Origin of the sequence: Streptomyces sp. SID12501 (genome assembly GCF_010550245.1) — a bacterium.
Lineage (GTDB): Bacteria > Actinomycetota > Actinomycetes > Streptomycetales > Streptomycetaceae > Streptomyces.
Genome location: NZ_JAAGLU010000014.1, coordinates 166508 through 182045 on the forward strand (window position 1 = coordinate 166508; position 15538 = coordinate 182045).

Here is a 15538-nt window from a genome sequence, read left to right on the forward strand (position 1 = left end):
CACCATTTCCCGTCGTCGTCCCGGGAGCAGGGGTGCCAGCGGGCGTCGGGGCCCCGGCGCAACTCGATGCTGTGGTCCCGGCGGGCTCGGTTCCCCCTGGATGGTTCGGTGCCAGGACTCCGTACGGCCGAGCGCTGCGGCGTCATCAGGCGGTCGAGTCCGGGTCGTAGCCGCGGAGGATGCCCACGAACCGGTCGAGCAGGGCTGTCGCCTCGTCGTCCGGATACCCGCTGTTGAAGTGCATGACGCCGTTGCGGACGTCTTTCACACGGCGGAGCAGGCCGACGAAGTGGCCACGGTCCACCCCGGGCCAGTTGAGCTTCTTCCAGCGTTCCTCGTCGTCGAGCAGCCGGACGTACTCGCCGAACATCAACTGATCGACCTGTCTGCGACGTCGGTCCCTGTGTACTTGTCGCACGTCGTCCTCGCCGTATACCCGGCTGAGGCAGCGGCGGAGGCGCCGTTCGATCTCACCGAGTACGAAGAACGGGCGTGCGATGGCCACGAACTGGTCGGCGAGGTCCGCTGTGGTGACGATGCCGGTCACTGATCCTGCGGCACTGCGCACCAGGACGAAGCCATATGCCTGGATCATGGGAACTACCGGCAGGAGGTAGGCGGTCGACTCGACTGCGTGGTACTCGCTGGTGAGGGCGTTCCGGACGGTGGCCTCCCGGCCGGTGGCGTGCATATGGGCGATGGAAGCCCAGGTGACGACTCCTTGCAGGGCGCCCAGGCCGTCGAGGACGGGCAACTGGGAGAAGCCGCGTTCGGCCATGATGCTCATGGCCTTGGGCAGCGTGTCGTCGGGCATGACGGAGACGGCTCCGCCGACGGCTGAGGAGAACACGCTGATCCGCAGCGCGGTCTGTGGCAGCAGGCCGACGGGATCCTCTCCGGGCGCCTCGTCCGGTGACCCGCCGGAATCCGGTGTGTCGCCCGTGTCCACTGGTTGAAGAGGGTCCCGGACGATGTGGCTCAGGTCCTCGACGTCAACAGCCTGATGGGTGTCCGGGGTAGCGCCACCGGGCGGGTGCCCCTGTACGGAACCGGCATCGCTGTCGGCCAGACGTACCACACGGATCTCGCCGTCGATGGGGCCGACGGCGAGATCCGGCACTGTGGTCAGCCCGGCGTTGCTCAGGTCGAGCGAGACGCGTGACACCGCCGCATGGTTGCGGAACTGGATGTTCCAGTGCGCGAGCAGCTGACGTCGGCTCAGCGTGGCACCGGCCAGGCCCGCCACGTCGAGTTCGCCCGAAGCTGACATCGACTTCCTCTCAGACCGTCGTTTTGCCCATGGCCCGTTCCACGAGACTCAGCAAGCGCGCGGCCCGGTCCCGGTAGAACGCGTCGAAGTCGTCGTCGTGGAGGGTTTTGGGGCTGATGTGGTGGGTTCCGACCATGTCGTCAAGCCAGTCGCCGCTGATTCCAGCCGCCTTCTCCAACGCGACGAGGTAAATGGAAGGGGGGTTGCCGCCGATGGTCTGGTACGCCTGGAACGACAGGGCGGTCTTGTTGACGATGCTGGTCATCCGCGCGCTGTCAGCCTCATTGCGGTCGAACCACGCCTTGGGGAAAACCTGCCGGATGTCGACGGACCAGCCGGTCAGGTTCTGCTCGCTGATGGCCTCGTCCGGGAAGCGCCAGTCCACCGCGCCTTCCTTCATCAACAGTGCGTAGATGCCTTTGTAGGCGGCGCTGTTGCGTGAGGTCAGCCGGTGGAGGCGCTGCTCCTGGAAGGAAGCCTCGGCGATGGTGTCCGGCTCGGGGCCGCCATCGGTCAGCCAGGCGATGACCTGTTCCACGTCACGGACGAAGCGGGTGTCCGTAACCCCTCCGTACAGCTCGCCGAGCACGCCACACCAGTACCAGCGGGCCAGTCCCTCCCTGATTGTCGGCTCCTCGCACGTTTCCCGGCCGAGGAGTGCGGCGATGGCCGCCAGTGGGACCAACTGCGAGCCGTACGGCAGATCCCTCTCCTTGAAGACGTGCTGCGAGGCGAGGAACTTGCCGACCCAGGCGAAGGCACTGGTGACTTCGGGGGCGAGTGCGCTGTAGTCGGCCAGAGGCAGGTGCAGCAGATCACGGCGCTTACAGCTGACCGCAGGTGGACTGGCCGTTCCCGGGTTGTCCAACAGGAACCGCTGTTTGCGCTGCCAGGTCTGCACGAGAGCGATCGTCTGGAGAAAGTCCAGACTGGTCAGTCCGGTCTCATGCCGACTGTCGGCGTCGATGGAACCGAGAACCGGATACGCGGTGCTGAGCATCTGCTTGGCCGTCCTCCAGTCCTCACTGAGACTGAAGTCCCGGCCGTGTTCACGGCTGTACCGGTCGTCTCCGGCGTAGGTCGCGGTGAGCAGTTCGAACACGTTGAGGACCACACCACCGGTGTTGACTCGCTCGAAAACCGAGCAGACAGCGTCCTTCTGGGTTTCCTTGGGCAAGCGGATCAGCGGCACCTTGAAGCCCTTGACCGTGTCGATGACCTTCGCCTGGAACGCGGACCAGGTGTCCCAGCGGTCATCGGACGCGCTGACGTAGGCGCGCTGCCACCTGCCGGTGGCGTCCGCGTCGAATATCAGGTTCAGCGGGAAGAAGCCGGCCGTACATTCGGCTTCTCTGCTGGACAGATCCAGGAACGGCCGTCCGAAGGAGCCTCGCAGGAGGCGATCCGCGGGAATGGACCGGATCGCCTCGTCCCGGTCGGACTCCTCATTCACCGCCTGCGAGATGTCGATGTAGTACCAGCGTTGGACGGGCTTGTTCCGCGCGTCGCTCGTCTCCACCGGCCGGTCCGACCGCAGCGCCTGGAAAAGGGAGGTCAGCCGCTGCTGCCCGTCCAGCAGAAGCTGCTCGGGAACGATGCCGGGCTGTACCACGGTTCCGTACAGTGGCCGTGCCTTGAACTGCGCCTCGCCGCCCGTGTCCAGCGTCATGGCCACGCCCAGCGGGTAGTCGAGTGTCACCGTGGCCAGCAGAGCGCGGATCCGGTCGTCGTCCCACTTCCACTGACGCTGGAAGTCCGGTAACTGGATCTTTCCGACCGCGACGTCGTCCAGCATTCTGCCCAGGCTTGGGCCGTCCAGCGCCACCACGTGTACCCCCTGAGTCGTACCGGTGCCGCCCCGTACCGCTCCGCGAACTCCGGCGCGCGGGTGTACTGCCGACGGGCATGTCCCATCGGATCATGCCCGAAGTGCGGTTGCCGCAGAAGCCGTTTGCCGCGATCGCCGACGTCTCCGGACTCCCGCCCGGACAATCCGTCGTCAGATCCCTTGCCGAGAGGCGGGCGGTGGTGCACCGGGATCCGACCCGTTCTCGCCAACCCAGGCGCCTTGGCGCGCAGGTCGTCGACATCCGCCCAGGTGTCATCCGGGGCGTCGTGAACGTACGGCGATCGACGCGGCGGTCACCGAGATGACACTGCGGTGGCCGGGCACGGTGGCCACATCGGTGTCCGAAGTCGGTGGCATGGCCCGGCTGTTCGGTGAAACGGGGCCCCGTTCGCCAGCTCGAAGAACTGGCCCGCAGGTCTGCCGGTCCTCGGTGGCTCCCCACCGTATCTGTAGGGGTCGATGCCACGGGCACCATCGCCGACGTTACGTTGCCGTCCGCTGCCAGACAGAGGTGAGGGCCGTGACCGGGTCGGTGTTCGCCGGTGCCGCCGGCCACCACTCGCCGTCGTCGTCCTGGGAGTAGGGGTACCAGTGGGAGTCGGGGCCCAGGCGCAGCTGGATGCCGTGGTCGGTGAGGGTGAGGCGGTTGCGCCAGGTCCTGAGGGGGACGGGGGCCGTGGTCATCTCGGTGAGGGCGCCGGTCAGGCCGGTCCGGGCGGCCTTCATCGTCACCGGGTCGGGGGTGTGGGGGTGTTCGGCGACGGTGAGGCCGGTGGGACCGCCGTGGCGCCAGGCGCGGGTGAGGCGGGCGAACGCGTCCGGTTTGGTGCCTGTGTTCACGGTCAGGCGGTGGAACCACTCGGGCCCGTGACTGCTCGCGGCGATCCGTACCGCGTCCTGGTGCGGGGTCAGGTGCAGGTCGGTGGTGTCACCCGCGAGGAGTCGCGCGGCGCGGGCGGCAGCGTCGGTCATGAGCCGCTCCAGGTCCGTGGTGGCCAGCCCACTGCCGAACGGCGGAGTGACGGGGAGCGTGATGGTGTGGGCGGACGGCTCGGGGGGTTCGGGCAGATGGGGGGCGTGATCGGCCCAGCGGGTGTACGCGGCTGCGGCGGGGATGCCGTCCGGGGCCGGGGGACTCGCGGTCTCCTGTGTGGCTGTACGGCGTGCGCGCAGTTGGGTGAGGACCTCCTCGCGACCACGGCCGCGCAGCGCGAAGAGGACGAACGGGTCGGCGTCGATGGTGGTGGCGATGGCGTAGCAGAGCGCGGCGGCGTGCTTGCAGGGGTGTCCCCAGTCGGGGCAGGAGCAGTCAGGGTCGAGTTCGGTGGGCAGCGGGAGGAGGGGGACGCCTGCCTGGCGGGCGTCGTCGACGAGTTCGGCGGGCATCTCGCCGTCGAGGAGCGCGGCGAGATGCCCGGCTCGGGCCGCGACGGTGTCGAGGAGGGTGTCCCACTGGGTGTCGGTGAGGATGGGCAGGTGGACCGAGGCGCGATACGGGCGCGGGCGGCTGCCCTGGACCGCGGCTTTGACCTGGCCCGGGGCGACGGTGGTCGTACCGACCTTGCCCTGGCGGGCGTAGGTGCGTCCGCGGGACAGACGTCCGGAGTCCAGGGTGGAGTCCTCCAGGGCCGTCACCCATGCCTGGCCCCACCAGGTGGCGGCGAAGGCGCGTCTGCCACGGGCGGGTGCGCGGCGCGGGCCGGGGAGCGAGGAGTTCATGACTGCCTCCCCAGGGAGACGAGTTCGGCGAGGTCGGCGTCGGACAGTTCGGTGAGGGCGGCCTCGCCGGAGCCGACGACGGAGTCGGCGAGCGCGCGCTTGGATTCCAGGAGCTTCGCCACCTTGTCCTCCACGGTGCCCTCGGCGATGAGCTTGTGCACCTGGACAGGCCTGTCCTGGCCGATGCGGTAGGCGCGGTCGGTGGCCTGGTCCTCGACGGCCGGGTTCCACCAGCGGTCGTAGTGCACGACGTGGGTGGCGCGGGTGAGGTTGAGGCCGGTGCCCGCCGCCTTCAACGACAGCAGGAACACCGGTACTTCACCGCGCTGGAAGCGTTCCACCATCTCCTCGCGCCGTGCGACGGGGGTGCCGCCGTGCAGGAAGAGGGTGGGGATGCCGCGCTCGGCGAGATGTTTCTCCAGAAGGGTCGCCATCTGCTTGTACTGGGTGAAGACCAGCACCGACTCACCCTCGGCGGTGATGGTGTCGAGCAGTTCGTCGAGCAGTTCGAGCTTGCCTGAGCGGCCTCGCAACGGTGTGGACCGACGCAGACCGTGCTCCTTCAAGCCGTGTTCTTTCAAATACTGGGCCGGGTGGTTGCAGATCTGCTTCAGCGCGGTGAGCAGTTTGAGCACCAGGCCGCGGCGGGCGATGCCCTCGGACTCCGCGATCCTCGCCATGGTCTCGCGGACCACCGCCTCGTACAGGCTGGTCTGTTCGGCCGTCAGCGAGACGACGCGGTCGGTCTCGGTCTTGGGCGGCAGCTCGGGTGCGATCCCCGGGTCGGACTTTCTGCGGCGCAGCAGGAAGGGACGGACGAGACGGGACAGGCGCTCGGCGGCCTCGGGGTCCTCGCCGGCCTCGATGGGGCGGGCGTACCGGTCGCGGAAGGCGGTCAGCGGGCCGAGGAGTCCGGGGGTGGTCCAGTCGAGCAGCGCCCACAGTTCGGAGAGGTTGTTCTCCACGGGGGTGCCGGTGAGGGCGACGCGGGCGCGGGCGGGCAGGGCACGCAGTTCGCGGGCGGTGACGGCGTAAGGGTTCTTGACGTGCTGGGCCTCGTCGGCGGCGACCAGCGACCAGGCGGTCTCGGCGAGGACTTCGCGGTCGCGACGCAGCACCCCGTAGGTGACCAGGACGATCTCGTCGCCGGCCAGGTTGTCCAGGTGGCGGTCGCCGCCGTGGTAGCGGCGTACGGGGGTGGACGGTGCGAACCGGGCCGCCTCGCGCTGCCAGTTGCCGAGCAGGGAGGCTGGGCAGACGACGAGCGTGGGGCCCGCGGTGGCGGGGTCGGTCTGGCGGTGCAGATGCAGGGCGAGCAGGGTGATGGTCTTGCCCAGGCCCATGTCGTCGGCGAGGCAGCCGCCGAGGCCGAGTTCACACATCTCGGCCAGCCAGGCGAGGCCCCGCTTCTGGTAGTCGCGCAAGGTGGCTTCGAGCGCGGCGGGCTGCGGGGCGGGGATACGGGATTCAGGATCGCGGATACGGGCGACGAGGTCGCCGAACTGGCCGACCGCCTCGCAGGGGATCGGGTCGCCGTCCCGTTCCACCTCGCCGGTCAGCGCGGCGCTCAGCGCCTCCATGGGGGTGAGCGGTTCCATTCGGCGGCGCCTGGCGCGGGCGACCAGTTTCGGGTCGGCGACCACCCACTGGTCCCGCAGCCGGACGAGGGGGCGGCGGGATTCGGTGAGGGCGTCCATCTCGGCCTCGGTGAGCGGTTCGCCGCCGAGTGAGATCTGCCAGTGGAAGTCGAGAAGAGCGTCGGCGTCGAGGAGGCTGCCCGCGCTGGAGCCGGGGGCGGTGCGCTGCCCGATCTCCGCGGTCGCGGTGAGCGCCTTGACCAGCTCGCGCGGCCAGTGCACGTCGACACCGGCCGTGCGCAGCGCGTCGGTTGCGTCCCCCAGCAGGTCGAAGGCCTCGTCGTCGGTCAGCCGGAGCTCGTCGGGGGCGGCGTCCTTCAGCAGCCGCTGGAGTGGGGGCCATGCGCGGGCGCCGCGGCGCAGCGCGAGCAGCGTCTCGGTCTCGGCGCGCGGGCCGAGCAACCGCTCCACCTCGGCCGGCTCGTTCCACAGCCGTGCGGCGTCGACGACGAGCGCCGGATCCGCCGCGGTGTGCAACTGCAGGACTGCCCGGAACTGCCGACGGCGCCCCTCGGGCAGGTCGACGCGCAGCGACACACCGACCTCGGCGGTGAGCGCGGCGGTGGTCTCCTCGGCCCACTCGCGCAGGGCGGGTACGGCACGCGTCTCGCGCCAGGCGTACGGCACCGCACCCATGGCGAGCGGCGCGGCCGGGGTACGGACCAGATCGTCGGCGATCGCGTCGCAGAACTGGCGTACCAGCGCGGCCGGTTCGGCGATCCGCAGCGGGGCCGGTCCGGGCTCGGGCAGGCAGTGTGCGTGGGGCGGGAAGGCGGCGGCGAGGGCGTCCAGCGTCCGGCGCTGGGCGGCGGTGAAGGGGCCGGCCTGCCAGGTGTCGTAGCCGGCGGGGGTGAGGGCCGGATGGACACGGCCGTCGGCGAGCAGTCGCAGCGCGAAACGGGCGGCTGCCTGCCAGGCTGTGGCGGACGGATGCGGCGGCTGTGCCCCGGCCAGGGCGGACACGGCGAGAGCGACGGGCAGCGCATACCCCTCCACTCTGCGCCGTCGGACCGACCGGCCGTGCGGCAGCACCAGCTCCACAGACTCGGTCCCGATGCCCGCGGGCGCCACGCCGCCGTCGGCTGCTGCCCCCACGGGCTGCCACAGCAGCAGCCGTCCGAGGCGGGCGGGCTCCCCGGGCAGGAACACCGCCGCCCAGCCGCCGTCGAGCAGGGCCCTTGCGAAGGCGGTTGCCTCCGGCGAGGCCATCGGCGGCGCGACTCTCGTGCCCGTGTGTGGTTCTCGTACGACGACCCGTGCCACGCTCTTTCGCCCCATCGATTCCAGGCGGCCCTCACCGCGCCCCGCACACCACCCGACACGCTCGGGCCCTGTCCGACGTGGCGCCGCGCGCTGATCGGCCGCTTGCCGACGTCGGGCAAGCCCATCATGGCGGCCGGGCACGATCGCGTTCAAACCCGGACCACGGTGGTGGTCCTCTTTCGGCGGGCACGGCCTCGGTCTTGCCCGCAGTGGGTACCCTGCGCCGCCTGCCGACGTGGGTCGAGTGGGACGATCAGGGGGCGCATATCGCAGTATGTTCGGGCCATGGCGGATACGACACGGATCACGGTGACGCTGCCGACCGAGCAGGTCGCCGAACTGAGGAAGCTCACCGACAACGTCTCCGGTCATGTGGCCCAGGCGGTGGCTCGGCAGCTGCGGCACCAGTTGCTCGGCGCCGACCTGCTGCGTCACGAGGAGGAGCACGGGGAGTTCGCCGAGGAGGAGCTGGCGGAGGCGTGTTCCAGGATCTTCGGGGCGACGGGCGCGGACGGGTCGGTGAGCGCTGCGTGAACGAGCACGTCGAGACCGTCGTCCTGGCGCGGACGGGGGCTCTCCGCCTGGATCGCACAGGACCGCAAAATTCTCGTGATGTTCCAGGTGTTCCATGCCATGGGCGCCGACCTCGTCATCGGAGCCGACACCATCGTGGAAGTCAGCCATGCGCGGGTTGACATGCCCCGGCTGCGGTGGGTGCTGTCCCGCGTCAAGGTCGAGCCGGTGACCGAAGACGCGGCGAAAGCGTCCGCGGAACTCCTCGAGGCCGCTGGTCTGCACGGCCACAAGTACGCGATCGACGCGACCGTCGCCGAGGTGGCGCTGCGTCAGCCGGGCCCGGTGGCGATGCTGACCTCGGACATCGACGACATGGCCCGGTTGTGCGGCGACCGCGTCCGGCTCATCGGCATCTGAGCGGGCAACCGCGCTCCCCGACCAAGGGGAATCTGGCAGGTCAGGACGCGATAGGTGAAAAAGCCTTGACCGACGTCACCAGGGTGCCCAGGCGCAGCCGGTCGGTGTCGGTGACGGCGGCGGCCGTGAGCGTGGGCACGGCACCGAACCACGGGCCGTCCCGGAAGGTGCGCCAGGACAGGTGGTCGTACGTGAACGCGGTGTGGAACCCGAGCTGCTCCGCGCGCTGCCAGGTCGAACGGCCACCCTCGTGCCAACGGCGGTACGGCAGGATCACGGTGCTCAGGTGCAGACTCATGCTCCAGAGCCTGGGCGCCGTTCATGTTTCACGTGAAACAGTCACCGGGCGGTCAGTGCATGGGTCAGTGCCGTTCGGTGTCAGTGCCCTGCGATGTCAGTGCGGGCCGGAGAACCGCAGGTAGCGCGGCGGTACGACCTCAGTGAGCCACACGCCGTTCGCGCTGACGTGGAAGATGTGGCCGTCGCGGTGCATGGCGGCCGAGTCGACCGGGAGCACGACGGGTCGCCCTCGGCGGGCGCCGACCCGGGTCGCGGTCTCACGGTCGGCCGAGAGGTGTACGGCGTGCCGGTTCATGGGCCGAAGGCCCTCGGCGCGGATCGCGTCCAGGAAGCGGTCGACCGTGCCGTGGTAGAGGTACGGCGGCGGGGTCGCCGGGGGCAGCCCGAGGTCGACCTCGACGCTGTGGCCCTGGCTGGCGCGGATGCGGGTTCCGTCGATCGCGAAGCGCTTCTTGTCGTTGGCGGCGACCACGTGGTCCAGCTCGTCCCGGGTGAACCGGAAGCCGTGGGCCGTGGCAGCGGTGATCAGGGTGTCGATCTCGACCCAGCCGGCCTCGTCGAGCGCGAGCCCGATCCGTTCCGGCTGGTGCCGCAGATGCTTCGACAGGTACTTCGACACCTTCACGGTGCGTCTTTCATCCATCTCTTCATCCATCTCTTTCTCGGTCGTCCCGTAAGGGTGCCGGGCGAGACGGTGATCACGCATTTGATTTTGGTGCGGAGGTTTGATCCACAGCCAAGTGCGGTTATCCACAGGGGAATTGAAGAAACTGTGGACAACCAGCCAGTAGTTTAAGGCTTTTGGTCAACTTGGTTAGATTTATTGCCGTTTGGGGTTACCGGTCACAAGGGCGGGTCCATCCGCGCCAGGGTCCTCAACGCACTCGGCAGGAAACGGGACATGAGATGTGCTCCCCGGGCCTCCGGCGTCACCGGTGCGACCGCCTCGTTGCGTACCACCGCGCGCAGGATCGCCGACGCCACCTTCTCCGGCGGGTAGTTGCGCAACCCGTACAGCCGCGCCGTACGCTTCTGCCGGCGGGCCTGTTCCTCGGCGTCGACTCCCGCGAAGCGCGCGGTCGTTGTGATGTTCGTGTTGACGATCCCGGGGCAGATCGCCGAGACGCCGATGCCCTGGCCCGCCAGCTCGGCACGCAGACACTCGCTGAGCATCAGCACCGCGGCCTTCGAAGTGCTGTACGCGGCCAGCACCTTGGAGGGCTGGTAGGCGGCTGCGGACGCGATGTTCACGATGTGGCCGCCCTGTCCGCGCTCGGCCATCTGCTTCCCGAAGAGCCGGCAACCGTGGATCACGCCCCACAAGTTGACGTCCAGGACCTTCTTCCAGTCCTCCGGGGTCGTGTCGAAGAAGGACCCGGAGAGCCCGATCCCCGCGTTGTTCACCAGCACGTCCACCACGCCGTACTCGGTGGCGACCTTCTCGGCGAGCTTCTCCATCGCCTGCTCGTCCGTGACGTCGACAGGCTCCGCCCAGGCTTCGGGGGCGCCGACAAGGCGCGCCAACTCGGCTGTGCGGACGGCGCTTTCGGCGTCCCGGTCGACGGCCACCACGCGGGCGCCCGCCTCGGCGAACGCGAAGGCCGTCGCCCGTCCGATGCCGCTGCCCGCCCCGGTGACCAGGACGAGCCGACCGCCGAAACGCTGCGCGTACGCGCCCGTTGCCGTCGCCGGGAGCCGCCCGCCCTCGTTGGCGGTCACGAACTCCCCGATCCAGGCGGCCACCTGGTCGGGCCGGGTGCGCGGGATCCAGTGCTTGGCGTCGAGCGTGCGGCGCACCAGCCGGGGAGCCCACCGCTCAAGTCCGTCGTACAGCCGCTCGGAGAGGAACGCGTCCCCCAGGGGCGTGATGAGCTGCACGGGCGCGTGCGCGTGCGCGTCCGGGCGCGGCCTGCGCAGCCGGGACCGGACGTTGTCCCGGTACAGCCAGGCGCCGTTGGCCGCGTCCGTGGGCAGGGAGGCGGTCGGGTAGCCGTCCCCGGAGACCTTTTCGAGGCGGGCCAGCAGCTTCGGCCAGCGTTTGCCGAGCGGGCCGCGCCAGGCGAGTTCGGGCAGCACGGGCGTGTGCAGCGCGTACACGTACCAGGACCTGCGTCCCTGGCCCAGGAGTTGGGCGACCGCGCGCGGAGTGGGCCGCCTCAGGCGCCCCTTCGTCCAGTGGCCGAGGTGGTCGAGGGACGGCCCGGACATCGAGGTGAAGGACGCGATCCGGCCCTCGGTGCGCGCGACGGTGACGAACTCCCAGGACTGCACCGAGCCCCAGTCGTGCCCCACCAGATGTACCGGCCGGTCCGGGCTGACCGCGTCCGCGACCGCCAGGAAGTCGTCCGTCAGCTTCTCCAGGGTGAAGCCGCCACGCAGCGGACGCGGCGTTGTCGAACCGCCGTGGCCCCGCACGTCGTACAGCACGACATGGAAGCGGTCGGCGAGCCGTGCGGCGACCTCCGACCACACCTCCTTGGTGTCCGGATAGCCGTGCACGAGGATCACCGTGGGGTCCGCCGGGTCCCCCAACTCGGCGACACACAGGTCGATCCCGCCCGTCAGTACCCGGCGCTCACGCGCCCCGTCGAGAGTCACTCGTCCTCCGTCTCAAGGGTCACGATCGTCACTTCGCCTCCGCCCAGCGCCGCACGTGCGGCAGATCGTCGTCAAGCCAGAACGCGCTCTCCCGCGGGTCCGCGGAGTCCGTGACGACCAGGATCTCCTCGAACTTCGCCCCCGTGCCCCGGAATCCGAGATGCGGTTCCACCGCCCACAGACCCGGCTGCGGCGGGTGGTCGGAGAAGCGGTAGGGCGACCACAGGGGTGACCAGCCCTCGCGGTGGCCGCGCAGCGCGTCGCCCGCCAGCCCCTTCAGGGACTGCGTTCCGAACCCGAACAGCCGGGGCGACCAAGGCCGTTCGCGTACCCGGTCGATCTTGTGCGCGATCACCCCGAAGGGATACGCGCGATGCCGGTTGGCATAGCCCTGGCGGACCATGAGGCGGTCCACGTCCTCGTAGATCTCGCGCAGCGGGCGCCGCTCGCGCACCTCGCGCAGGATCAGCTCGCGGTGCGCCTCCAGGTCGGCCATCAGCCGGTCCTGCACCGGGTTGGCGCCGAGCGAGCCGGAGTAGCCGATGTCCGCCGCGAAACCCCGGTGGACCGGGGCCAGGTCCAGGATGAACGGCATCCCCGGCTCCAGCCGGCGGCCGGTCGGGAAGAACTGGAGCGGGATGCGGAAGTTCACGAACGCCGTGCGGTCCCCGAACCAGGCGAAGGGCAGATGGAACCAGTCCCGCACGCCCCGTTCGCGCAGCCACTCCCGCAGCATCCGGGCCGCCTCGCGCTCGGTGATCCCCGGCTCCAGCCGAGCTGCCACGGCCTCCGCGCACTCGTACGCCAGCCGTTGCACCCGTCTGAACCCGGCCAGTTCCGTGGCCGGCTCCCCGATCAGGTTCCCAGCCGGTCTCCCGGTGGGTCCGTCCGCCTCCGCCGTCGTCATTGCCGCCGCCCACCGTCCCCATCGACCGCGCTACGTGCCCGTAACTTGACCCTCGCGAATCTGACACTTGTTAGAGCCCGCGTCAACAGTCGGACGCCTGTCTGTGGACAACGGAGCTGATGTGGACAACCGGCTGTCGGTTGTTCGACCTGAGGGGGACCCCTACGGGCCCGTACGACTGAAGGTGGATGCCGAGACAGCTCTTCGGGTTGACGACCGATGTGGTGTGCGCCACTAACGTCGTGGACGTGACTGTGATCGCGACCGAAAGCCTGAGCAAGCGGTTCCCCCGGGTCACCGCGCTCGACCGGCTCTCCATGGACATCGGACCCGGTGTGACCGGACTCGTCGGCGCCAATGGCGCCGGCAAATCCACCCTGATCAAGATCCTGCTGGGTCTGTCTCCCGCCACGGAGGGCCGGGCCGCCGTGCTCGGACTCGACGTCGCCACCGAGGGCGGCGCCATCCGTGAGCGCGTCGGCTACATGCCGGAGCACGACTGCCTGCCACCCGACGTCTCGGCCACCGAGTTCGTCGTGCACATGGCGCGCATGTCCGGGCTCCCGCCTGCCGCCGCCCGTGAGCGCACCGCGGACACCCTGCGCCACGTCGGACTGTACGAGGAGCGCTACCGTCCCATCGGCGGCTACTCGACCGGCATGAAGCAGCGCGTCAAGCTCGCCCAGGCGCTGGTCCACGACCCGCAGCTGGTCTTCCTGGACGAGCCGACCAACGGCCTCGACCCGGTCGGCCGCGACGAGATGCTCGGCCTGATCCGCCGCATCTACACCGACTTCGGCATCTCGGTGCTGGTCACGTCCCACCTCCTCGGCGAGCTGGAGCGGACCTGCGACCACGTGGTGGTCGTCGACGGCGGGAAGCTCCTGCGGTCCAGCTCCACCACGGACTTCACCCAGTCCACGGCCATCCTCGCCATCGAGGTGACCGACACCGACGACCACCCGGACGGCACCGCCGCGGTGCGCGACGCGCTCCACGCGCGTGGGGTCGACACCCACGACGGCAGCGGCCTGCCCGGCGCCGGACACATCCTGCTGCTCACCGCCCAGGGCGAGGACACCTACGACCTCGTGCGGGACACGGTCGCCGACCTCGGCCTCGGTCTGGTGCGCATGGAACAGCGCAGGCACCACATCTCCGAGGTCTTCACCGACAGCGACGAACAACGCGGCGACGTGCCGCAGAGCTTGGGCAAGGAGGCGGTCGGCCATGGCGGTTGAGCAGACCCCGGCACAGACGGGCGCCCAGTCCCGCATCCACAACATCGGCTACCGCTCGTACGACGGCCAGCGCCTGGGCCGTGCGTACGCCCGGCGCTCGCTCTACTCGCAGTCCCTGCGCGGCTCCTACGGCCTCGGCCGCTCGGTCAAGTCCAAGGTGCTGCCGATGGTGCTCTTCGCGGTGATGTGCGTCCCGGCGGCCATCATGGTGGCGGTCGCGGTCGCCACCAAGGCCACCAAACTGCCCGTCGAGTACACGAACTACGCGATCATCATGCAGGCGGTCATCGGCCTGTACGTCGCCTCGCAGGCACCCCAGGCCGTCTCCCGCGACCTGCGCTTCAAGACCGTACCCCTGTACTTCTCGCGCCCGATCGAGACCGCGGACTACGTCCGGGCGAAGTTCGCGGCGCTGGCCTCGGCCCTGTTCCTCATCACCGCGGTGCCGCTGATCGTGCTCTACGCGGGCGCCCTGCTGGCCAAGCTCGACTTCACCGACCAGACCAAGGGTTTCCTCCAGGGGCTCGTCTCCGTGGCACTGCTCTCGCTGCTGTTCGCCGGTATCGGCCTCGTCATCTCGGCGGTCACCCCGCGCCGGGGCTTCGGTATCGCGGCGGTCATCGCCGTACTGACCATCTCCTACGGGGCGGTGTCCACGCTCCAGGCCATCGCCGACGCGCAGACCATGGGAGACGGGCAGGGCAGTTCGAGCGTCGTCTCCTGGATCGGCCTCTTCTCGCCCATCACGCTCATCGACGGGGTGCAGACGGCCTTCCTGGGTGCCACGTCCGCCTACCCCGGAGGGGTGGGCCCCAGCACCGGCGAAGGCGTGGTCTTCCTGCTCGCCGTCCTGGGTCTCATCGCCGGCTGCTACGGCCTTCTGCTGCGCCGCTACCGAAAGGTCGGACTGTGACCACGCTCAACATCGACCACGTCTCGCGCTGGTTCGGCAACGTGGTGGCGGTCAACGACATCACCATGACGATCGGCCCCGGCGTCACCGGCCTCCTCGGCCCCAACGGCGCCGGGAAGTCCACCCTCATCAACATGATGGGCGGCTTCCTGCCCCCCTCCACCGGCACCGTCACCCTCGACGGACAGCCCGTGTGGCGCAACGAGCAGATCTACAAGCACATCGGCATCGTCCCCGAGCGAGAGGCGATGTACGACTTCCTCACCGGCAAGGAATTCGTGGTCGCCAACGCCGAGTTGCACGGCCTCGGCGCCAAGGCGGCACAGCGGGCGCTCGCCACGGTCGAGATGGAGTACGCGCAGGACCGCAAGATCTCCACGTACTCCAAGGGCATGCGCCAGCGCGTGAAGATGGCGAGCGCGCTCGTCCACGACCCGTCGCTCCTCCTGCTCGACGAGCCCTTCAACGGCATGGACCCGCGCCAGCGCATGCAGCTCATGGACCTGCTGCGCCGCATGGGCGCCGAGGGCCGCACGGTCCTGTTCTCCTCGCACATCCTCGAAGAGGTCGAGCAGCTGGCGGCCCACATCGAGGTCGTCGTCGCCGGACGGCACGCGGCCAGCGGTGACTTCCGCCGGATCCGCCGTCTGATGACCGACCGCCCGCACCGCTACCTCGTCCGCTCCAGCGACGACCGGGCCCTGGCCGCCGCGCTGATCGCCGACCCGTCGACCTCCGGCATCGAGGTGGACCTCGCGGAGGGCGCGTTGCGCATCCAGGCCGTCGACTTCGGCCGCTTCACCGCCCTGCTGCCCCGCGTTGCCAGGGATCACGGCATCCGGCTGCTCACGGTCTCGCCGTCCGACGAGTCCCTCGAATCCGTGTTCTCGTATCTCGTCGCCGCGTAG

General features: G+C 69.7%; 12 protein-coding genes and 1 pseudogene. 5 read left to right on the forward strand and 8 right to left on the reverse strand.

Going from position 1 to position 15538, the window contains the following annotated elements:
• Positions 1-145: 145 nt before the first annotated feature.
• The 4 genes from G3I71_RS18870 to G3I71_RS18885 all read right to left on the reverse strand — a co-directional run bounded on the left by G3I71_RS18870 (position 146) and on the right by G3I71_RS18885 (position 7684).
• Complete coding sequence (locus tag G3I71_RS18870) at positions 146-1270, reverse strand: CBS domain-containing protein (RefSeq protein ID WP_164315965.1); 1125 nt, start codon at positions 1268-1270, stop codon at positions 146-148.
• Between the two features lie 10 nt (positions 1271-1280).
• Entirely contained in the window at positions 1281-3065 is a 1785-nt protein-coding gene (locus tag G3I71_RS18875) for a DUF262 domain-containing protein (RefSeq protein ID WP_164315966.1), read from the reverse strand.
• A gap of 537 nt (positions 3066-3602) precedes the next feature.
• Entirely contained in the window at positions 3603-4838 is a 1236-nt protein-coding gene (locus G3I71_RS18880; protein WP_164315967.1) for an SWIM zinc finger family protein, read from the reverse strand.
• The gene (locus G3I71_RS18885; RefSeq protein ID WP_164315968.1) at positions 4835-7684 is read right to left on the reverse strand and encodes a DEAD/DEAH box helicase; all 2850 of its coding nucleotides are present in this window, start codon (positions 7682-7684) and stop codon (positions 4835-4837) included. Before G3I71_RS18885 ends, G3I71_RS18880 begins: the two co-directional genes overlap by 4 nt.
• A gap of 339 nt (positions 7685-8023) precedes the next feature.
• Here G3I71_RS18885 and G3I71_RS18890 point away from each other — a divergent pair, with 339 nt between their 5' ends.
• Together G3I71_RS18890 and G3I71_RS18895 are read left to right on the forward strand one after the other, a co-directional pair.
• Positions 8024-8272: a hypothetical protein gene (locus tag G3I71_RS18890; protein WP_164315969.1), complete on the forward strand. Its 249-nt coding sequence runs from the start codon at positions 8024-8026 to the stop codon at positions 8270-8272.
• Positions 8269-8671, forward strand: a pseudogene (locus G3I71_RS18895) (DNA-binding protein). The gene G3I71_RS18890 and the pseudogene G3I71_RS18895 overlap by 4 nt, the downstream one beginning before the upstream one ends.
• Before the next feature lie 40 nt (positions 8672-8711).
• Here G3I71_RS18895 and G3I71_RS18900 read toward each other — a convergent pair.
• From G3I71_RS18900 to G3I71_RS18915, 4 genes are all read right to left on the reverse strand, one after another.
• On the reverse strand, positions 8712-8969 hold the full coding sequence (locus G3I71_RS18900; protein WP_164315970.1) for an LLM class flavin-dependent oxidoreductase: 258 nt from the start codon (positions 8967-8969) through the stop codon (positions 8712-8714).
• Positions 8970-9065: 96 nt separating this feature from the next.
• Complete coding sequence (locus tag G3I71_RS18905) at positions 9066-9614, reverse strand: RNA 2'-phosphotransferase (RefSeq protein WP_164315971.1); 549 nt, start codon at positions 9612-9614, stop codon at positions 9066-9068.
• 200 nt (positions 9615-9814) lie between these two features.
• Positions 9815-11569 (reverse strand): SDR family oxidoreductase, encoded by a 1755-nt coding sequence (locus G3I71_RS18910; RefSeq protein WP_164315972.1) that lies wholly within the window; start codon positions 11567-11569, stop codon positions 9815-9817.
• Between the two features lie 28 nt (positions 11570-11597).
• A complete protein-coding gene (locus tag G3I71_RS18915) occupies positions 11598-12476 on the reverse strand; it encodes a M24 family metallopeptidase (RefSeq protein ID WP_239149213.1) in 879 nt (292 codons plus the stop codon).
• A gap of 254 nt (positions 12477-12730) precedes the next feature.
• On the opposite strand from G3I71_RS18915, the gene G3I71_RS18920 reads away from it, so the two are divergent.
• From G3I71_RS18920 to G3I71_RS18930, 3 genes are read left to right on the forward strand one after another with little or no spacing between them, the layout of a single operon-like run.
• A complete protein-coding gene (locus G3I71_RS18920) occupies positions 12731-13717 on the forward strand; it encodes an ABC transporter ATP-binding protein (protein WP_164316030.1) in 987 nt (328 codons plus the stop codon).
• Complete coding sequence (locus tag G3I71_RS18925; protein ID WP_164315973.1) at positions 13707-14630, forward strand: ABC transporter permease subunit; 924 nt, start codon at positions 13707-13709, stop codon at positions 14628-14630. The genes G3I71_RS18920 and G3I71_RS18925 overlap by 11 nt, the downstream gene beginning before the upstream one ends.
• Positions 14627-15538: an ABC transporter ATP-binding protein gene (locus G3I71_RS18930; protein WP_164315974.1), complete on the forward strand. Its 912-nt coding sequence runs from the start codon at positions 14627-14629 to the stop codon at positions 15536-15538. The genes G3I71_RS18925 and G3I71_RS18930 overlap by 4 nt, the downstream gene beginning before the upstream one ends.